Origin of the sequence: Nocardioides palaemonis, from assembly GCF_018275325.1 — a bacterium.
GTDB classification, from domain to species: Bacteria; Actinomycetota; Actinomycetes; order Propionibacteriales; family Nocardioidaceae; genus Nocardioides; species Nocardioides palaemonis.
Genome location: NZ_JAGVQR010000004.1, coordinates 829,212 through 848,858 on the forward strand (window position 1 = coordinate 829,212; position 19,647 = coordinate 848,858).

Consider the following 19,647-nt stretch of genomic DNA (forward strand, 5'->3'; position numbering starts at 1 on the left):
GCCGCTCGCGCGGTGGCCGAGGAGGAGCCGCTGGCCGGTGGCCGCGGTCGTCCGGGCCGCCCCGTGGCGCTGCGCGGCGACCGCTTCGTGGGCCTCGGCCTCGAGCTCAACGTCGACTACGTGTCGGCCGTGGTGCTCGACCTCACCGGAGGCACCCGGCTGGCCGAGACCCGTGCCGCCACCGGCACCTCCGACGTCGACGGGCTGCTGGACCTCGCCCGCGAGGCCCTCGCCCGGGGCGCGGACGGGTGCACCGTGGTCGGGGCGGGCGTGGCCGTGCCCGCGCTGGTCCGCGGCGACGACCGCACAGTCGCGTGGGCGCCCAACCTGCGCGTCGACGGGCCGTCGCTGGCCGAGGCGCTCGACGACCTGGTGCCCGGCGTCCGGGTGGGCGTGAGCAACGACGCCAACTGCGCGGCGTACGCCGAGTCGCACCACGGCGCCGCCACCGGCGTCGGGCACGCGCTCTACCTCACCGGCACCGTCGGCATCGGCGCCGGGATCGTGCAGGACGGCGAGGTGATGCGCGGCGCCGCGGGCTTCGCCGGCGAGGTCGGCCACATGCCGATCGGCGACTCGTCCGCCGCGTGCGGATGCGGGCGACGGGGCTGCTGGGAGGCGTCGGTCGGCCTGCACGCGATGCTGGCCGCGGTGGGCATGGCGGAGCTCGACACCCCGCTCGCCACGGCTGCGGCGGTGGCCGAGCGGGCGGCCACGGACCGGGCAGTGCGGGCCGGTCTGGAGCGGGTCGGGCACGACCTCGGGCTCGGGATCGCGATGCTGAGCAGCGTGCTCGACCCCGAGGTGGTCGTCCTCGGCGGCTACTTCGCACCGCTGGGCGACCTCGTCCTCGCCCCGGCCCGGCGCACCCTCGACGAGCGGCTCGCCTCGGCGGCGCAGGTCCGTCCCGAGCTCCGCCTCAGCACGCTCGGCACCGGCGCGGCCGCCCTCGGCGCGGCCGAGCTCGCGCTCGGTCCGGTGCTCGCCGGCGAGCTCGACCTCACCGCGCTCGGCTGAGCGGGGGGCGGCGCAGCCGGTCAGCCCGCCAGGCGGGCGCGCACGTCGACCAGGGCGCTGCCCAGGGCGGCGACCGGGTCGACGAACAGCGGCTCGAGGGCGATCTCGGCGGCGCCGAGCAGCGGCGAGTCGGAGCCCAGCCCGGGCTGCGACAGGATGACCGACTCCAGCGGGGCCGGCAGCGCCCGATCGGCGAGGCCGGCCTGCACCTCGGCGCCGACGAGGCGGTAGAGCGAGCGGAAGTAGCCGCCCAGCACGACCATGCGCGGGTTGAACGTGTTGACGATGCTGGCCAGGCCGTGGCCCAGCGCCGTGCCGGTCTCGCGCAGCTCGCGCGAGGGCTGGGCGAAGCCGTCGAGCACCTCGTCGAGCTGGGCCACCTTGTCCGGCGGGCAGTGGATCGCCTCGGCGATCGCGTGGGCCCCGACCTCGGTCTCCCAGCAGCCGCGGTTGCCGCAGTGGCAGGGCCGGCCCTCGGGGTTGAAGCGCAGGTGCCCGATCTCGCCGGCGTAGCCGCCGGCACCCTCGAGCCGGTGGCCGCCGGCGATCACGCCGGCACCGACGCCGACGTTGCCGGAGACGTAGATCAGGTCGTCGACGCCCACGCCGGCCCCGCGGATGTGCTCGGCCAGCGCGCCGAGGTCGGCGTCGTTGGCCAGCGACACCGGCACGTCGAGCCCGAGCGCGGCCAGGACGATGCCGCCGAACGACACGTCGTGCCACTCCAGGTTGGGGGCGAGCCGGATCAGCCCGTCGCTGCGCCGCACCAGGCCGGGCACGCTGATGCCGATGCCGACGAGCGGGGCGGCCGCAGGGGCGTCCTCGACGACCCCGCGGATCAGGGCGGCCACGGACGCGCCGACCTGCCACGCCTCGCCGTCGCTCTGCACGGGCGCCTGGGCGCGCTGCAGGACCCGGCCGCCGAGGCCGATCCGGGCCACGACGGCGCGGTCCACCCCGAGGTCGACCGCGATCACGAACGGGCCCTCCCCGGCGATCCTGACTCCCGCCGAGGGGCGCCCGGCTCCCTGCCGTGCGCCCCCGACCGGGGTGGCCCGCTCGGAGATCCCGAGGGTCTCCAGCTCCCCCACCAGGGCCGCGATGGTGCTGCGGTTGAGCCCCATCAGGCTGGTGAGCTCGGCCCGGGAGATCTGTCCGGCGCCGTGGACGTGCCGGAGCAGCGTCCCGAGGTTGTGGCGCCGGACGGCCTCCTGGTTCGTGCCGAGGCCCGAGCGCCGCTGCTGCGGGCTCATGGTCGTGACCTAGACGCCCGCCGAGGAGCGACGACGACGCGAGATCGCATCCACGCTCGCGGCCAGCAGCAGCACGCCGCCGGTCACGATGAAGTTGATGTAGCTCGCCTGGTTGAGCAGGCCCAGGCCGTTGGGGATGGTCGCGATGACGAGGCCGCCGATGACGGCGTCGAGCGCCCGGCCGCGGCCTCCGAAGAGGCTGGTGCCACCGATGACCGCGGCGCCCACGGCGTAGAGGAGGTCGTTGCCGCCACCAGCACCGGGCGAGACCTTGCCGGTGTAGGACGCCGACAGCAGACCCGCGATCGCCGCCATGCCCGAGCAGATGACGAACGCCGAGATGCGCACCCGGGTGACGTTGATGCCGGCGCGACGCGCGGCCTCGGCGTTGCCGCCGACCGCGTAGAGGTGCCGCCCGAAGCGGGTGCGGGTGAGGATGAAGGTCCAGAACAGCAGCAGCGCGATCACGACGGGGAGCACCCACGGGATGCCGCTGATGTTGAACAGGTTGGGGTTGGGTGCGCGGTTGGAGTTGAGCAGCGCGGTGATGCCGAGGACGATCACGGCGAGCACCGCGATGCGCAGGACCACGAGGGCCATGGGCGGGTGGACCAGGCCCTTGGCCGACAGCGAGCGGTAGCGGTAGAGCGACAGGCCCGCGAAGCCGAGCACGATGACGAGTGCTGCGATCCACCCGGCCGTGACCGGCACGTTGTTGATCGACAGCCCGCGCAGCACCGGGTCGTTGAAGCGCAGCGAGCCACCGGCGCCGATGAGCTTGAGCGGCACCGCCTGCAGGCCGAGGAAGAACGCGAGGGTGACGACGAACGACGGGATGCCGAGGACGGAGACGAGCGAGCCGATGGCGAGGCCGATGACCGCGCCGACGGCCATGCCCAGGAGCGTCGCCAGCCACCAGGTCCAGTCGTGGTCGATCAGCATCAGGGTGGTCACCGTCGCCGAGGCACCGCCGGCGACACCGGCGGACAGGTCGATCTCACCGAGCAGCAGCACGAAGATGATGCCCATCGCCAGCACGATGATCGAGCCGGCCTGGATGACCAGGTTGGCCATGTTGTAGGTCGTGAGGAACCGGTCGTGCAGCGAGGTGAAGACCACGAACAGCACGACCAGGCCGAAGATCGCCGGCAGCGAGCCCATGTCGCCGCCGCGCAGCCGGTTGAGGTAGTCGCGGAACGCGTCGCCGAGGGTCGCTGCCTGGCGGTTGTCGTTGTCGAAGCCCGCGGACGGGGTCGAGGTGGTGACGTCGGTCATGAGGGTCTCCGGTCCTTCGCGGGCGGGTCAGACGGCCGCGTTCGCGGAGGTGTCGGCGATGCCGAGGTCCCCGGAGCGTCCGGCGGTGATGAGCTCGACGACCTGGCTGTGCGAGACGTCCTTCGCGGGGACGTCCGCGGCCACCCGGCCGAGGTAGAGGGCGGTGATCCGGTCGGCGACCTCGAAGACGTCGCCCATGTTGTGCGAGATCAGCACCACGCCGAGGCCGTGGTCGGCGAGGCGGCGCACCAGGTCGAGCACCTGGCGGGTCTGCGCCACGCCGAGGGCGGCGGTCGGCTCGTCGAGGAGGACGACCTTGGAGTTCCACAGGACGGCCTTGGCGATCGCGACTGTCTGGCGCTGGCCGCCGGACAGGCTGGCCACGCTCTGGCGCACCGACTTCACCGTGCGGACCGACAGCGAGGCCAGGGTCTCGCGGGCGCGGGTCTCCATGGTGATCTCGTCGAGGCCGAAGCGGGAGGTCTCCTCGCGGCCGAGGAACATGTTCTGGACGATGTCGAGGTTGTCGCAGAGCGCGAGGTCCTGGTAGACGATCTCGACGCCGAGCGCGGCGACGTCGCGGGGGCCGTGGACGTCGACCGCCGACCCGTCGAAGTAGTAGTCGCCGCTGTCGCGGCCGTAGATGCCGGCGATGATCTTGACCAGCGTCGACTTGCCGGCGCCGTTGTCGCCGACGAGGGCGGTGACCTGCCCCGGGTAGACGGCGAAGTCGACGTCGTGGAGGACGTGCACCACGCCGAAGCTCTTGTTGACTCCGCGCAGCTCGAGCAGCGGTTGGGTCATGAGGTCACTTCCGATCGCGAACGAATTTGTTGTGCGGGTGGACGAGGAACGACGCCCGGCCGGGTCACCCGACCGGGCGTCGTCACTCGTGGTGTGGGTCAGCGGGTCAGGAGATCCCGGCCTGCTGGCACAGCTTGGCGAACTTGCCCGCGCAGACGTCCTCGACCTTCTGGCCGCCGTCGTCGATCACGTCGCCCACGTTGTCCTTGGTGATGGCCTGCGGGGTCAGCAGGATCGAGGGGACCTCGCTGTCGTCCGAGGAGTCGACCGTGGTGCCGGTGGTCTCGGCCTCGCCGCCGGTGGCGAGCGCGATCGCCACGTCGGCGAGCGCACCGGCCTCCTGCGTGGCGGACTTGTAGACCGTCATGCACTGGGTGCCGGCGAGGACGTTCTGCAGGCCCTCGACCGTGGCGTCCTGGCCGGTGACCGGGACCTTGCCGGCCTGGCCGGCGCCCTCGAGGATGCTGATCGCCGCGCCGCCGAGGCCGTCGTTGGCCGCGAGCACGCCGTCGACCTTGCCGTCGGCAGCGGTGTAGAGCTGCTGGAAGATCGTGGCAGCCTGCTCGTTGTCCCAGTCCGGGACCGCCTGCTCACCGACGACGGTGTAGTTGCTCATCGCGTCGAGCACGCTGTGCGCGCCCTCGGCGAAGAGCGTGGCGTTGTTGTCGGTGGGCGAGCCGTTGAGGTAGACGATGTTGGCGTCCTTGTCACCGAGGCAGTCCGCGAGGCCCTGTCCCTGCAGCTCGCCGACCTTGGTGTTGTCGAAGGACACGTAGTACTGCGCCGTGCCACCGAGGGTGAGGCGGTCGTAGTCGATCGTGGCCACGCCCTGCGACTCGGCCTTCTCCTGGATCGCCGCGCCCGACTCGGAGTCGAGGTTGACGATCGCGAGGACGGTGACGCCGTTGCCGATCATCGAGTCGGCGATCTGGGTCATCTTGTTCGCGTCGCCCTCGGCGTTCTGGATGTCGTAGTCGACACCCGCCTCCTTGAAGGCCGCCTCGAGGGCCGGGCGGTCCGCGCTCTCCCAGCGCACCGAGGACTCGGTGTCGGGGAGGATGACGCCGATCTTGCCGGTGGCCTCCGAGCCGCTGCCGCTGTCGCCGCCGCCGCCGTTGTCACCGCTGTCGTCGCCGCCACACGCCGTGAGGCTCATGGCCGCACCGAGCAGGGTGACGAGGACCAGACTGTGCTTCCGCTTCACACGAACCGCCTCCTAGCGATTTCGAATCGCACGTCGGCTGGTCCTGGGCGCCAAGCCGTCGTACATATGTTGTTCGGCACAACATATGGAGTGACCGTGGTCACGTCCATACCCACGCGCGACCGTTGCCGGTTCGTTACCTGGCGTGACGGTCGTTACGCGTGGCGGGACGGCCGAGCGGACTGGACCAGTCCGTCGGGCGGCTCAGCGCTCGACGACCGCGCCGCTCCAGACGTGGCCGCCGTCGCCGGAGTCGCCGACCAGCAGCAGCTCGTCGCCCTCGGCCGCCACGAGCGTGTGGTCGCCCGCGGTGGGTGGCTCGAGCGGGACCTCCACGCGGGTCCAGGCGCGGCCGTCCCCGCTGCGCCACAGCTCGTAGTGGTCGCCCGTGCTGAGCGTGGCGAGCAGGCCGAGCGGGGTGCGGGCGAGCGAGGCGACGTAGGGGGTGCCGCGCCAGTCGTCGGAGATCGCCCCGAACCGCTCGGCGGTCGACCACGCGCCGTCCTCGCGCAGCCAGGCGGCGAACGTGTCGCCGCTGCGGCCCACCGCGACGACCGTCCGGTCGTCGAGCGCCACGACGCGGTGGAGGTCCTCGAAGCCCTCCTCGGCCGGCACCTCCTCCGCCGTCCAGGACAGCCCGTCCGACGAGGTCCAGGCGAGCGGGTCCTGGTCGAGGCGGTGGCCGATGCGCGAGCCGGCGCCGACGAGCACCCACTCCGACCCGGTCCAGCCGGCAGCCTGGGCCAGCGACTCGAGGTCGCCGTCGTCGGTGAGGCCAGGCTCGCCCTCGACGCGGGTGAAGCCGCGCGGGTCGTCGGTCACCCACACCCCGGGGCCCGAGGTCCGGTTGCCCGCGATCATCCAGCCGGCGTCGCCGCCCGACACCGGGCCGACGTTGGTCGCGGTCACCCCGCCGTACTGGACGAACGTGGTGCGGACGTCGACGAGCCCGTCGCCGGCGGGGCGGAAGGTGGTGACCCGCGGGTTGCCGTGGGCACCCCCGGCGCGGGCGCCCACCGCGACGACGCGCCCCCGCGAGCAGGCGACGGAGGAGAGGATGGCGCGCCGGCCCCAGTAGGTCGTCATCGTGACCGGCACCGCGGCCCACGTCTCGCGGTCCGTCGAGAACCAGGCCGCCGGCCGGGTGTCGCGGGTCTCGGTCGGGTGGTCGAGGAACACCGCACCGACCACCCACCACCCGGCGCCGCACCCGACGGCGTCCCGGACGACGGTGCGACCGGGCGGACCCGGGGGCGCGGGGAGCGCGTGCTCGGCCCAGCGCACCGAGGCGAGCACCGGGTCGGGGGCGGGGTCCGCGGACGGCGACGCGGAGCAGCCGCCCAGGGCCGCGAGGCCCAGGGCGGCTGCGGCCGCGGTCGTGCGGGCGAGCATGCTCACCCGGAGGAGTCTGCCCCGGCTCAGCGCTGTGCGGGAGCCTTCGCGTCGACGGTCGCCTCGGCCACCGCCACCTCGTCGCCGGCACCGCCGGAGACGAGCGCGCCGCTCGTGCCCTGCAGGTGGGCACGGACGAACCACTGGTACTGCTCGAGGTCGGCGGTCTGCCCGATCAGGATGTCCTCGGTGACCGGGTCGTCGCCCACAGCAGCGATGGCGGCGCGGTGGTCCTCGATGACCCCCGTGTAGACGAGGTCGAGCGCGGCCAGGTGGGCCGCGGTGTCGGCGCGGTCGAGGGAGTAGTCGTCCCACGTGCGCGCCGAGACGAGGGCGCCGGGGAGGCCGTTGGGCGGCACGCCGAGGGTGGACATCCGCTCGGCGAGGACGTCGACCATGTCGCGTACGCCGTCGATCTGCGGGTCGAGCATCTCGTGGACGCCGATGAAGTGCGGGCCCACGACGTTCCAGTGGGCGTGCTTGAGGGTGAGCTGCAGGTCGTTGAGCGCGTGGACGCGCATCTGCAGCGCGTCGGCGACCGCGTGGCCGGTGGACGGGCTCAGTCCGGGGACCGTCAGCGGCGCGTCCGAGCCGCTGGTGACGGTGGTGTCGGTGCTGTGTGTGGTCATGGCCCCAAGGTAGGACAAACCTTGGACAAACTCACGGGCGGCGGCCAGCGCCCACCCGTCCGGGTGGGCGCTAGCGTCGTGGCCATGCCCTCGATCGCCCGCACCTTCACCACGTCCGCGACGCCCACGGCGGCCTTCGCCTACCTCGCGGACTTCCGCAACGCCGAGGAGTGGGACCCGGGGACCCGGTCGTGCGAGCGCGTCGACGGCGACGGGGGCGAGGGGACCATCTACCGCAACGTGTCGACGTTCCTCGGGCGCGAGGTCGAGCTGACCTACACCGCCGTGGCGCTGGAGCCGGGACGGCTGGTCCACCTCCGGGGTGGCCGCGACGGGTTCGAGGGCCACGACCGCTTCGAGCTGGAGCCGTCGGGGGCCGGGACGCAGGTGCGCTACTCGGCCGACTTCTCCTTCTCCGGCCTCGCCGCACTCGGCTCCCCGGTCGTCGGGCTCTGGCTCCCGGTGCTCGCCGCGAAGACCCTGCCGCAGCTGCGCCGGAGCCTCGACCGGCTCTCCTGACCTCGATCCGCGGCTCAGTCCGCGGCCGCACGGACGGGCAGCACCAGCAGCAGACCGGCGAGCACCACCAGCGCGACCAGCGCCGCGATCGAGGCCGCCAGCCGGTCGTAGACCACGTCGACGACCAGGAAGACGATGCCGGCGAGCAGCACGCCGATCAGCCAGAGCGCGATCTCGGTGAGCCGGTGGCCGACCTGCACCAGCTCCGGTTTGACGTTGCCGTGGAACATCCGCCGGTGCATCGCCACCGGCGCCAGGGTGACCCCGACGGTGGTGAACGCCAGCGCGAGCAGCCCGACGTAGAGACCGCGCTGGAACGCGTCGAGCTCGCCGAAGCGGGACTGGAACGGCAGCGTGGCGAGGAAGCCGGCCAGCAGCTGGACGCCGGTCTGGCTGACCCGCAGCTCCTGCAGCAGCTCGAGCCAGTTGCGGTCCGCGCGCTGCTGCGGCGTCTCGCCCTCCCTGCCCGTCGTCATGGGCGGACGCTACCGGCCGCCCGCCGGGCACACACCCACCGACGGGTGGTGTCCGCCAGCCACTCCGGTGGCACGGTGGAGACATGGCTGAGAAGAAGAAGGATCCCGGACCGTCGGTCAAGGACCCCGAGGTCTACGAAGCCCTGCGCGACGAGGGCGCGAGCAAGGAGAAGGCCGCGCGGATCGCCAACGCGTCCGCCGCCGAGGGCCGCACGGCCGTGGGCGAGCGGGGCGGCGAGGCCAGCGACTACGAGGACCGCACGGTCGAGGAGCTGCGGCACCGCGCCGCCGAGCTCGACATCGAGGGCCGCTCGTCGATGACCAAGGACGAGCTGGTCGACGCCCTGCGCCACCACTGACCCACCCCGACCGCCCACCCGGGGCGGCCGACCCCGACACCGAGGAGCACACGATGGGCCTGGACGACAAGATCGGCAACAAGGGCGAGGAGCTCAAGGGCAAGGCCAAGGAGACCACCGGCCGCGCCACGGGCGACGAGCAGATGGAGGCCGAGGGCAAGGGCGACCAGATGGGCGCCAACCTCAAGCAGGCCGGCGAGAAGATCAAGGACGTCTTCAAGAACTGACACGGGGGCCACGACCGCACGCGGTCGGGGATGGGCCGGCACTGCACGTCACGCACATGCAGGCCGGCCCGTTCCGTGCCCGGACCACCCCCGCGTCTCAGCGCTCGGGGTCGAGGAGGGCCAGCGCCCGCAGCCACATCCGGTCGGCGTCGACGGGCGAGGGCTGCGGAGCGTGCGCGTCGAGCAGGTCCGTCACGTGGTCCGGCGCCACGGCCCCCGACGCCTCGGCGACGCCGACCAGGACCCGCGCCGCCGCGAGGACCACGGGCCGGTGCGTGCTGACGACCGACTCGAACGTGCGCGAGTCCCCGGGTCGCGACGGCACCTCCCACGCCGACAGGACTGCTCCCCGCGTCGGCGACAGCGTCACCACGGTCCACTCCCGCCGCATCGGCGAGTCGTCCGGCAGCTGGCAGCGAGCCGGGCTGGCGCCGGGGTCGGCGGGCAGGTCGCCCACGCCGGCGAAGTCCGCGACGACCGCCGACCAGAGCGCCGTCCGTGCCAGCTCGTCCCAGCGGTGCTGCGAGTACGCGTAGTTGTGCCCGCGCTGGAACGCCCCCAGCACGACCGCCCGCTCGGCGCGCGCCAGGGCCTCGTCCTCGATCGCGTGCGACGCCGCGACGAGCGCGCGCCGACCGAAACGGTGTGGCCGCAGGTCGGGGAACTGCTCGACCAGCGCCGCGTGCACCGAGTCGGCGACGCGCTGCTCCTGACGACGCGCCACCGACTCGATGGCCGCCTGGAGGGTCGCGCCCGACGCCCGCACGTCGAGGACCTGGCGCACCAGCTCGACGTCGGCATCGGTGAACCGGCGGTGGCCCGAGGGCGCGCGCTCGCCCGCCGGGAACCCGAAGCGGTTCTCCCACGTGCGGAGCACGGTCGGCGTCAGGCCGGTGCGTGCGGCGAGCACGCCGATGCTGAAGCCCTCGTCGGGACCCGCCATGCCCGTCTCCCCTCGTGATTCCCCTCGTGACGACCTGCGCGCAACCCTTGTCATCGGTGCGGAAGTAACCTATACATGATTGCAGAGGTTTTACCAGACCGGCGCTCTCGCCGGTCGCCCCTCACCCAGGAGGTCCTCATGGGCAGCATGATCTTCATCAGCACCATGGCCATCATCGTCGCGATCGTGGGTTGCGCGGTGATCTGGCGGATGGACGCGCTGCGCGCCGACGAGATCGAGCGTCCCGCGGCGGCCCCCGTGCCGCGGGCCCTCGACCGGGGGGCATCGCCGGCCCCCGCTCCGCGTCCGCTGCCGCGACGCTGAGCACGATCCCCGCCGCACTCCTTCCGTGCGGCGGGGGTCGACCCGGTCAGGCGGCGTGAGCCCGGGTGTCGGTCGCCGCTCGTAGGGTGAGCGCCGTGACCCTCCACCTGCACACCGCCGAGCGCACGGACGCACTGGCGGAGGCGCTGGGGTCCCTGCTCGCCGCACCGCTGCCGGACCCGTTCGCCCGGGAGGTCGTCGTAGTGCCGGCGCGCGGCGTGGAGCGGTGGCTCACCCAGCGCCTGTCGCACCGGCTCGGGACCGGTTCCGGCGGGTCGGACGGCGTCTGCGCGGGCGTCGACTTCGTGACGCCCCACTCGCTCGTCTCGATGCTGCTCGACCGCGACGGCGAGGACCCGTGGAGCCCCGACCGCCTCGCCTGGCCGCTGCTCGAGGTCGTCGACGAGGTGATGGGCGCACCGGGCTTCGAGGACCTCACCGACCACCTCGGCGGCGGGGACCCTGCCGACGAGCGCAGCGCCCGGCGCTACGCCGTGGCCCGGCGCCTCGCGGGCCTGTTCAGCTCCTACGCCGTGCAGCGCCCGGCCCTGCTCACCGACTGGCGCGAGGGCCGTGACTCCGACGGCGCGGGCGGTGCGCTCGACGACGACCTCGCCTGGCAGGCGGCGCTGTGGCGCCGGCTCCTCGAGCGCGTCGACGCTCCGGCGCCGGACGTCCGCCACGCCGCCACGCTGGAGCGGCTGCGGTCCGGCGGGGGCGAGGGTCTCGACCTCCCGCCGCGGCTCTCGCTCTTCGGGCACACCCGGCTGCCGGAGACCGAGGTCGCCCTGCTCGGCGCCCTCGCCGGGCTCCGCGACGTCCACCTCTGGCTCCCGCAGGCCTCCACCGCGCTCTGGGACGCCCTCGCACCGGCGGCCCGGGAGGGGCAGGTGCCGCGCGCGGCCGACCGCTCCGCCGCGGTCGTGGGCCACCCGCTCCTCGGGTCGCTCGGGCGCGACGCCCGCGAGCTGCGGCGCACGCTCGGCGACGTGCCGACCGACCACGCCGAGCCGGCGCCCGCGCCGCCCGGCACGCTGCTCGGCTGGCTGCAGTCCGACCTGCGCGCCAACCGCACGCCCGGTCCCGACGAGCGGGCCGCCCGCACCGGCCTCGACGACTCGGTCCAGGTGCACGCCTGCCACGGCGCCGCGCGACAGGTCGACGTGCTGCGCGAGGTGCTCGTGGGGCTGCTGGAGGACGACCCGACGCTCGAGCCGCGCGACATCCTCGTGATGGTCCCCGACATCGAGACCTACGCGCCTCTGATCTCGGCGGCCTTCGGCATGGCCGACGTGGCCGGCGAGGGCGCCGGGCACCCCGGCCACCAGCTGCGCGTACGCCTCGCCGACCGGTCGCTCGCCGCCACCAACCCGCTGCTCGCCCTGGCCGCGCAGCTCGTCGAGCTCGTCCGGGGGCGGATGACGGCCAGCCAGGTGCTCGACATCGCCGGCGCAGACCCCGTGCGGGCGCGCTTCGGCTTCGGCGACGACGAGCTCGAGCGGATCTCCCACTGGGTGCAGGAGAGCGGGGTCCGCTGGGGCTACGACGGGCGCCACCGCGGCGCGTTCGGGCTCGACGGTCTCGAGGCCAACACCTGGGTGGCCGGCCTGCGCCGGGTGCTGCTCGGCGCCGCGATGTCCGGGCTCGACCACCGCCAGGTCGCCGGCACGGTACCGGTCGACGACGTGAGCGACGGCGACCTCGACCTGGTCGGCCGCTTCGCCGAGATGGTCGAGCGGCTGCACGCGTTCGTCGACGGCGCCGAGCGGGCGCGCACCGTGGCCGACTGGACGACGACGGTGTCCGAGGCGGTCCACCGGCTCACCTCGACGCCCCTGACCGAGGTCTGGCAGGTCGCCCAGTTCGACCGCGAGGTCTCGCGCATCGCGGCCGGGGCGGCCGACTCCGGAACGACGCTGCGCCAGGCCGACGTGCGGGCGCTGCTCCAGCAGCGGCTGCGCGGACGACCGACCCGCTCCAACTTCCGCACCGGCACCCTCACGGTCTGCACGATGGTCCCGATGCGCTCGGTGCCGCACCGGGTCGTCTGCCTCGTGGGCCTCGACGACGGCGTCTTCCCGCGGGTCTCGACCGTCGACGGCGACGACGTCCTCGCCCGACGCCCGCGCACGGGCGAGCGCGACCTGCGGGCCGAGGACCGCCAGCTGTTCCTCGACGCGATCGTCGCCGCGACCGACACGCTGGTCATCACCTACACCGGTCGCGGCGAGCACACCGGCGCAGAGCGCCCGCCCGCCGTCCCGCTCGGGGAGCTGCTCGACGCGCTCGACCGCACGGCGGCCGGACCCGTGCGCGACCACGTCCTCACCCAGCACCCGCTCCAGCCGTTCGACGAGGACAACTTCGTCGCGGGCCGGCTGCGCGCCGGCGGAGCCTTCACGTTCGACCGGTTCGCGCTCGACGGGGCCAGCGCCGCCCGCGCCGACCGCACCCCGGTCGGGGTGCTGGTGCCCGAGCCGCTCCCGGCGCCGGATCCCGCCACCGGCGACGTCTCGCTGGCCGACCTCCACGACTTCCTCGCCCACCCGGTGCGTGGCTTCTTCCGCCGCTTGCGGATCGCCCGACCCTACGACGCCGACGAGGTCAAGGACGCCATCCCGATCACCCTCGACGCGCTCGAGAAGTGGGCGGTCGGCGACCGCATCGTGAGCAACGTGATGTCGGGCGCCGACCCGCAGGCCGCGATGGTGGCCGAGCAGCTCGCCGGCACCCTCCCGCCCGGCGGCCTCGGCGTCGGCGTGCTGACCGACATCGTGAAGAACGCACGCCCGCTGGTCGAGGCCGCGCAACGGCTGCGGCGCGGCGCCCACCGCACCCTCGACGTCGACATCGACCTCGGTGGCGGCCGGCGCCTGTCCGGGACCGTGAGCGACGTGTGGGGCAACAACGCGGTCTCGGTGTCCTTCTCCAACCTCGGCGCCAAGCACCGCCTCGCCTCCTGGCTCGACGCGCTCGCGCTCGGCGCCGGCCTCCCCGACGAGAACTGGACGGTCCACACCATCGGCAAGCACCGCTCGGGCGGCCAGGCCCAGCAGGTCGCCCCGCTCGCCCAGCACGAGGCCGAGCAGTGGCTGCGCGACCTCGTCGCCCTCTACGACCTCGGGCAGCGCGAGCCGCTCCCCCTGCCGGTGAAGACGTCGCTCGCGTGGGCCGAGGAGCTGCGCCGGGTGCGCGCCGGCAGCGACGGCGACCCCGACCTCAAGGGCCGCGCCGCGTGGGAGACCCCGCGCTTCAACGACTCCGGCTTCCCCCAGGAGGACGCCGACGTGTGGCACGTCCGCGCCTTCGGCGAGCACGCCGACTTCGACCTCCTCGCGGCGCCGACCCGCCCCGGCGAGGACGGCCCGCACCGGCTGGGCCACTTCGCCTGGCGGCTGTGGGGGCCGCTCATCGACGGCGGCCACGCGCAGGTCAGGGGGCTGTGATGGACGTCTTCGACATCGCGGCCGACCTCGCGCCCGGCACCACCCTGCTCGAGGCCAGCGCCGGCACCGGCAAGACCTGGACGATCGCGGCGCTGGTCACCAAGCACGTCGCGCTCGGCTGCCCGCTCGACGAGATGCTGGTCGTCACCTTCACCCGCGCCGCGAGCCAGGAGCTGCGCGAGCGCGTGCGCCGCCAGCTCGACGAGGCGGTCCGGGTGCTCGACGGCACGCTCGGGCGCGATCGCTCCAACCGCCTGCACGACTGGCTCCTCGACGCCGACGCCGCCGGTCTCGCGCTGCGCCTCGAGCGGCTGACGACCGCCCTCGTGTCGTTCGACGCGGCGACCATCGCCACCATCCACCAGTTCTGCCAGCTCGTGCTCCGCAGCCTCGGCGTCGCCGGCGACACCGACGCGTCGGCCACGCTCGTCGAGGACCTCGAGCAGCTCACGGCCGAGACGGTCGACGACCTCTACCTCGCCGCCTTCGGCCACGAGCAGAGCCCTCCGTGGACCAGGGCCGCCGCGCTCGAGCTCGCCCGCTCGGTGGTGGGCGACCCGCGGGCCGTGGTCGAGCCGAGCGCCGTCCTCACCGAGGCGCCGGACTCGGCGGCCGCGATGCGGGTGCGCTTCGCCAGCCAGGTGCTCGAGGAGGTCGACCGCCGCAAGCGCCGGCTCGGGATCCTCAGCTACGACGACCTGCTGAGCCAGCTCGCCGACGCGCTGGAGGACACCACCGCGGCCGCCCGCCGACGGATGCAGCACCGCTGGAAGTTCGTGCTGATCGACGAGTTCCAGGACACCGACCCGGTGCAGTGGCAGGTCTTCCAGCGGGCCTTCTCCGCCACGACCACGATGGTGCTCATCGGCGACCCGAAGCAGGCGATCTACGCCTTCCGCGGCGGTGACATCGTGACCTACCTCCAGGCCGCCGGGACCGCGACGACGACGCAGACCCTCGGCGTCAACTGGCGCTCCGACGGCCCCCTGCTGCGGTCGGTCCACGCGGTCCTCCAGGAAGCGCAGCTCGGCGACGAGCGCATCGTCGTCCACCCCGTCGACGCCCACCTCGAGGAGTCACGACTGGTCGGCGCCGGGGCGCCGTTCCGGTTGCGCGTCGTGCGGCGCGCCGAGCTGGGCAAGGGCCCGCGGTCCAAGCCTCCGGTCGCGCTGTGGCGCGACCACGTCGTCACCGACACCGCCCACGACATCAAGCGCCTGATCGAGGCGGCGCCGACCTTCGACGGGCGCGACCTCCAGCCGGGCGACATCGCGGTCCTCGCCGCGCGACGCAACGAGCTCGAGGCCGTCCAGCAGGCGCTCGCCGAGGTCGGCGTCCCGTCGGTCGTCAACGCCGGCGGCTCGGTGTTCCACACGCCGGCGGCCGGCGAGTGGCTCACCCTCCTCGAGGCGCTCGAGCAGCCGCACCGGGCCGACCGGGTGCGCGCCGCGGCGCTCACCTCGTTCTTCGGTCACACCGCCGCATCGCTCGACGCCGGCGGCGACGCCGTGACCGACGACCTCGCGGCCCGCGTCCGGGTGCTCGCCGACGTGTTCACCCAGCGGGGCGTCGCCGCGGTCGTCGAGTCGGCCGCGGTCGGCGGGCTCACCGCGCGGGTGCTCGCCCGGGTCGGTGGCGAGCGCACCCTCACCGACCTGCGCCACGTCGGGGAGTCGCTGCTGCGCGTCGCGACCGAGGAGCGGCTCGGCCTGGTCGGGCTGCTGGCGTGGCTGCGCGAGCAGGTCGCCGACGACAAGCTCGAGGTCGCCTCCGAGCGCACCCGCCGCCTCGACTCCGACGCCGAGGCCGTCCAGCTGGTCACGATCCACGGCAGCAAGGGCCTCCAGTACCCCGTCGTCTACCTCCCGACCCTCTGGAACCGCTACACCGGGCGCGACCCCGGGGTGCCGCTCTTCCACGACGACCAGGGCCGGCGCTGCCGCGACGTCGGTGGCCCGAGCGCCCACCACCGCGAGGCGCTGCGCCGGCACTGGCGCGAGGACGCCGGCGAGTCGCTGCGGCTGCTCTACGTCGCGATGACGCGCGCGCAGTCGCAGGTCGTCGCGTGGTACGCCGCGGCCGAGCGGAACACCCCGGACTCGCCGCTGCACCGGATGCTGTTCGGGCGTCGCCCCGGCATGGCTCCCGTCCCGGACTCGCAGGCGCTCGTCGACGAGGACCGGCTGATGACGATCCTCGCGGCCTGGCAGGACGCGGGCGGGCCGAGCATCGAGCTCGCCACCCTGGTCGCGCCCGACCCGACGCCGCTCGAGCGCTCGACCGAGCGGCTCGACGTGCGGTCGTTCACGCGGTCGGTCGACACGTCGTGGCGCCGCACCTCCTACTCCTCGCTCTCCGCGGCGAGCGCGGCGCACGCCGCCGCTGCGCTGTCCGAGCCCGAGGTCGTGCCCGACGAGGACGCCGCGGTCGCCGCCGACGACCTCCTCCTGCGGCCCGACGACGGCGCCGCCGCCGCGAGCGCGGCCGTGCCCTCGCCGATGGCCGACCTGCCGGTCGGTGCCACCTTCGGCTCGCTGGTGCACGCGGTGCTCGAGCACGCCGACCCGGCAGCCGACGACCTCCACGCCGAGCTGCTCCGGCTCATCGAGGAGCAGCTCGTGTGGTGGCCGGTCGACCTCGACCCGGGCCGACTCGCCGACGCGCTCGTCGCCGTGTGCGACAGCCCGCTCGGGCCGCTGGCCGGCGGTCGCACGCTGCGCTCGCTCGGCCTCCCCGACCGGCTTCGCGAGCTCGACTTCGAGATCCCGCTCGCCGGGGGCGACACCGGCGCCGGCGCCGACGACGTACGCCTCGGCGACCTCGCGCCGCTCCTGCGACGCCACCTGCCCGAGGGCGACGCGGTCCGGGTCTACGCCGACGCGCTCGACGGCGACCCCGACCTCGCCGCGCAGTCGCTCCGCGGCTACCTCACCGGGTCGATCGACGTCGTGCTGCGGCTCGAGGTCGGCGGCGCGGAGCGGTTCCTCACCGTCGACTACAAGACCAACTGGCTCGGCCCGGTCGACCAGCCGCTGACCGCCCACGACTACCGCCCCGAGATGCTGGACGAGGCGATGGCGCACTCCGACTACCCGCTCCAGGCCCTGCTCTACACCGTCGTCCTGCACCGCTTCCTGCGCTGGCGGCTGCCCGGCTACGACCCCGCCACCCACCTCGGCGGCGTCCTCTACCTCTACCTCCGTGGCATGTGCGGCCCGGAGACCCCGGTCGTCGACCAGGGGCCGTGCGGCGTCTTCTCCTGGCGGCCGCCCGTGGCGCTGGTGGAGGAGCTGTCCGACCTGCTCGACGGCGTCCGACCGGGGGTGACCGCGCGGTGAACGACACCTTCGAGCCCGTCGACGCCCACGACCGCGACCTCGCCCTGTCGGCCGCAGGGCTGCTCGGCGCCTTCAACGCGGCGGGGGTCGTCACCGCCGCCGACGTCCACGTCGCCACCACGCTCGGCCGGCTCGCCGGCGAGCGCGACGAGACGGTGCTCCTGGCGATCGCCCTGTCGGTGCGGGCCGTCCGCCACGGGTCGGTCTGCCTCGACCTCGCCGCGGTGCCCGGCTCGCTGCCCGACGTCGACGTGCCGTGGCCCGAGCCCGCGGAATGGGCCCGCGCGACGGACGCGAGCCCGGTGGTGGCCGCCGGGCTGCTCCACGTCGAGCACGGCCTGGTCTACCTCGACCGCTACCACGAGCAGGAGACGCAGGTCCTGGCCGACCTCGGCGAGCGGGCGGCCGTGACCCACCTCGTCGACGCCGGCCTGCTCGACGCCGCCCTCGAGCGCGTCTTCCCCGACGCCGCCTCCTCCGAGCAGCGAGCGGCCTGCCGACGGGCCGCCACCCAGGCGACCACGGTGATCACCGGCGGTCCCGGCACCGGCAAGACCACTGCCGTCGCCGGCCTCCTGGCCGTCCTGGTGGAGCAGGCCGAGGCCCAGGGCAGGCCGCTCCGGATCGCGCTGGCCGCCCCGACCGGCAAGGCCGCGGCCCGGCTGGAGCAGTCCGTGCGCGACTCGGCGTCGCGGTTCGGCGCCGCCGACCAGACCCGGCTCGCGGGCGTGACGGCGATGACGCTCCACCGGCTGCTGCGCCAGCACCCCGGCAACAGCACCCGCTTCCGCCACCACCGCGGCAACCGGCTCCCCCACGACCTCGTGGTCGTCGACGAGGCCTCGATGGTGTCGCTGACGATGATGGCGCGCCTGCTCGAGGCCACGCGCCCCGAGGCGCGGCTGGTCCTGGTCGGCGACCCCGACCAGCTCACCTCCGTCGACGCGGGGGCGGTCCTCACCGACCTCGTCCGCGGCTACGAGCACCGCGCCGACACCCCGGTCGCCGCGCTGCGCACGGCCCACCGCTACGGCGCGGAGATCGGCCGGCTGGCCGAGGCGCTCCGGCTCGGCGACGCGGACGCCGCCGTCGACGCGCTCCGCGCTGGCGGCGAGGCCGTCGAGTGGGTGTCCGACGGCGACCCGGCCGGCACCATCCGGTCGGCCGTCCTCCCCCACGCCCTCGCGGTCCACGACGCCGCCGCGGCGGGTGATCCGGCGCGTGCGCTCGCAGCGCTCGACCGGCACCGCCTGCTGTGCGCCCACCGCGACGGCCCCTTCGGTGTGCGCCACTGGAACCGTCGCATCGAGCAGTGGTTCACCGCCGAGACCGGTGTCGCGGTCGCCGACTCCGCCTACCTCGGTCGCCCGATCCTGGTGCAGTCCAACGACTACTCGCTCGGCGTCTACAACGGCGACACCGGCGTGGTGGTCGCCAGCCCCACGGGCCCGCGGGCGGCGATCGCCACCGGCGTCGGGTTCCAGGAGCTCGCACCGTCGCGGCTCGGCGACGTCGAGACGATGCATGCCATGACGATCCACAAGTCGCAGGGCAGCCAGGCCGACGAAATGACCGTCCTGCTCCCCGACGAGGACTCCCGCCTGCTCACCCGCGAGCTGTTCTACACGGCGGTGACCCGCGCGCAGCGCAAGGTCCGGGTGATCGGGTCGGAGTCGGCGGTCCGGGCGGCCATCGAGCGGCAGGCGCTGCGGGCGAGCGGGCTGCGTGCCCGGCTGTCGGATGCCCGAAACACCTCGGACACAGATCCCAGCTAGCCTCCCCCCATGCCCTACCTCATGCGCGTGGAGCTGCCCGACGTCCCCGGGTCGCTCGGTCGCGTCGCCGGCGCGATCGGTGAGGCCGGCGGCGACATCGAGGCCATCGAGATCGTCGAGAAGCGCGACGGCTACGCGGTCGACGACGTGCTCCTCGAGATCCCGTCCGGCACGATGCCCGACTCCGTCGTGTCGGCCTGCAGCGTGCTCGACGGCGTGAGCGTGCTGTGGATCAACCGCTACGCCGCCGGCGGCAACCTGTTCCTCGACCTCGAGGTCGTCGAGGCGCTCACCGAGGACCCCGCGACGGCGCGCGACCGGCTGGTCGACCTGCTGCCGATCGCCTTCCGCGTCGACTGGGCCGCCCGCGTGCGTGCCGGTGCCGACGGCGGCGCCGTGGTCGTGCACGCGACCGATGCCGCGCCGGACGACTTCACGATCACCTCGATCCCCGCCCCGACCCGGCTCCCCGGCGACGAGGTCTACGTCGAGTGCGCCGCCCCCTTCGGCGGGGACGTCGTGCTGATGGGACGCCGCGGCGGACCGGAGTTCCTCGACTCCGAGCTCGCCCGCCTCGAGCACCTGATCGGCCTGGCCGTCACCATCAGCGGCGGCTGATCGGCGTACGACACGCCCCCGGGCGGTGCGCCACCCACCCTCCACGCC

The 19,647-nt window shown here is 74.2% G+C and carries 17 protein-coding genes; 9 read left to right on the forward strand and 8 right to left on the reverse strand.

Features of this window, described 5'->3' with window-relative positions; genetic code table 11:
- The first annotated feature begins 12 nt into the window (after nucleotides 1-12).
- On the forward strand, nucleotides 13-1,017 hold the full coding sequence (locus KDN32_RS19710) for an ROK family protein (RefSeq protein WP_211734063.1): 1,005 nt from the start codon (nucleotides 13-15) through the stop codon (nucleotides 1,015-1,017).
- A 20-nt stretch (nucleotides 1,018-1,037) separates the two neighbouring features.
- On the opposite strand, the gene KDN32_RS19715 is transcribed toward KDN32_RS19710, so the two are convergent.
- The 6 genes from KDN32_RS19715 to KDN32_RS19740 all read right to left on the reverse strand — a co-directional run bounded on the left by KDN32_RS19715 (nucleotide 1,038) and on the right by KDN32_RS19740 (nucleotide 7,574).
- Nucleotides 1,038-2,270: an ROK family protein gene (locus KDN32_RS19715; protein ID WP_211734065.1), complete on the reverse strand. Its 1,233-nt coding sequence runs from the start codon at nucleotides 2,268-2,270 to the stop codon at nucleotides 1,038-1,040.
- 9 nt (nucleotides 2,271-2,279) lie between these two features.
- Nucleotides 2,280-3,545 carry a sugar ABC transporter permease gene (locus tag KDN32_RS19720; RefSeq protein WP_211734067.1) on the reverse strand — a complete coding sequence of 422 codons (1,266 nt, stop codon included), beginning with the start codon at nucleotides 3,543-3,545 and terminating at the stop codon, nucleotides 2,280-2,282.
- Nucleotides 3,546-3,572: 27 nt separating this feature from the next.
- Nucleotides 3,573-4,349: an ATP-binding cassette domain-containing protein gene (locus tag KDN32_RS19725; protein ID WP_211734069.1), complete on the reverse strand. Its 777-nt coding sequence runs from the start codon at nucleotides 4,347-4,349 to the stop codon at nucleotides 3,573-3,575.
- A 106-nt stretch (nucleotides 4,350-4,455) separates the two neighbouring features.
- Nucleotides 4,456-5,553, reverse strand: a complete 1,098-nt coding sequence (locus KDN32_RS19730; RefSeq protein WP_307854230.1) for a sugar ABC transporter substrate-binding protein — start codon at nucleotides 5,551-5,553, stop codon at nucleotides 4,456-4,458.
- 204 nt (nucleotides 5,554-5,757) lie between these two features.
- Nucleotides 5,758-6,951: a hypothetical protein gene (locus tag KDN32_RS19735; RefSeq protein WP_211734071.1), complete on the reverse strand. Its 1,194-nt coding sequence runs from the start codon at nucleotides 6,949-6,951 to the stop codon at nucleotides 5,758-5,760.
- Nucleotides 6,952-6,971: 20 nt separating this feature from the next.
- Nucleotides 6,972-7,574, reverse strand: a complete 603-nt coding sequence (locus KDN32_RS19740; protein WP_211734073.1) for a Dps family protein — start codon at nucleotides 7,572-7,574, stop codon at nucleotides 6,972-6,974.
- A gap of 84 nt (nucleotides 7,575-7,658) precedes the next feature.
- On the opposite strand from KDN32_RS19740, the gene KDN32_RS19745 reads away from it, so the two are divergent.
- On the forward strand, nucleotides 7,659-8,093 hold the full coding sequence (locus KDN32_RS19745) for an SRPBCC family protein (RefSeq protein WP_211734074.1): 435 nt from the start codon (nucleotides 7,659-7,661) through the stop codon (nucleotides 8,091-8,093).
- A gap of 14 nt (nucleotides 8,094-8,107) precedes the next feature.
- Here KDN32_RS19745 and KDN32_RS19750 read toward each other — a convergent pair whose 3' ends face one another.
- Nucleotides 8,108-8,569 (reverse strand): DUF6328 family protein, encoded by a 462-nt coding sequence (locus KDN32_RS19750; protein WP_211734077.1) that lies wholly within the window; start codon nucleotides 8,567-8,569, stop codon nucleotides 8,108-8,110.
- Nucleotides 8,570-8,652: 83 nt separating this feature from the next.
- Between KDN32_RS19750 and KDN32_RS19755 the strand changes: the two genes are divergently transcribed.
- Nucleotides 8,653-8,928: a DUF7218 family protein gene (locus KDN32_RS19755; protein ID WP_211734079.1), complete on the forward strand. Its 276-nt coding sequence runs from the start codon at nucleotides 8,653-8,655 to the stop codon at nucleotides 8,926-8,928.
- Between the two features lie 53 nt (nucleotides 8,929-8,981).
- A complete protein-coding gene (locus tag KDN32_RS19760) occupies nucleotides 8,982-9,155 on the forward strand; it encodes a CsbD family protein (protein ID WP_211734081.1) in 174 nt (57 codons plus the stop codon).
- Nucleotides 9,156-9,252: 97 nt separating this feature from the next.
- Here KDN32_RS19760 and KDN32_RS19765 read toward each other — a convergent pair whose 3' ends face one another.
- On the reverse strand, nucleotides 9,253-10,098 hold the full coding sequence (locus KDN32_RS19765) for a DICT sensory domain-containing protein (protein ID WP_211734083.1): 846 nt from the start codon (nucleotides 10,096-10,098) through the stop codon (nucleotides 9,253-9,255).
- 138 nt (nucleotides 10,099-10,236) lie between these two features.
- On the opposite strand from KDN32_RS19765, the gene KDN32_RS19770 reads away from it, so the two are divergent.
- The 5 genes from KDN32_RS19770 to KDN32_RS19790 all read left to right on the forward strand — a co-directional run bounded on the left by KDN32_RS19770 (nucleotide 10,237) and on the right by KDN32_RS19790 (nucleotide 19,599).
- Nucleotides 10,237-10,422 carry a hypothetical protein gene (locus tag KDN32_RS19770; RefSeq protein WP_211734085.1) on the forward strand — a complete coding sequence of 62 codons (186 nt, stop codon included), beginning with the start codon at nucleotides 10,237-10,239 and terminating at the stop codon, nucleotides 10,420-10,422.
- A gap of 95 nt (nucleotides 10,423-10,517) precedes the next feature.
- A complete protein-coding gene (gene recC, locus KDN32_RS19775; RefSeq protein ID WP_211734087.1) occupies nucleotides 10,518-13,868 on the forward strand; it encodes an exodeoxyribonuclease V subunit gamma in 3,351 nt (1,116 codons plus the stop codon).
- Nucleotides 13,868-17,206 (forward strand): UvrD-helicase domain-containing protein, encoded by a 3,339-nt coding sequence (locus KDN32_RS19780; protein ID WP_211734089.1) that lies wholly within the window; start codon nucleotides 13,868-13,870, stop codon nucleotides 17,204-17,206. Before recC ends, KDN32_RS19780 begins: the two co-directional genes overlap by 1 nt.
- Complete coding sequence (gene recD, locus KDN32_RS19785) at nucleotides 17,203-18,981, forward strand: exodeoxyribonuclease V subunit alpha (RefSeq protein ID WP_211734091.1); 1,779 nt, start codon at nucleotides 17,203-17,205, stop codon at nucleotides 18,979-18,981. The genes KDN32_RS19780 and recD overlap by 4 nt, the downstream gene beginning before the upstream one ends.
- 9 nt (nucleotides 18,982-18,990) lie before the next feature.
- On the forward strand, nucleotides 18,991-19,599 hold the full coding sequence (locus tag KDN32_RS19790; protein ID WP_211734092.1) for an ACT domain-containing protein: 609 nt from the start codon (nucleotides 18,991-18,993) through the stop codon (nucleotides 19,597-19,599).
- Nucleotides 19,600-19,647: the final 48 nt, after the last annotated feature.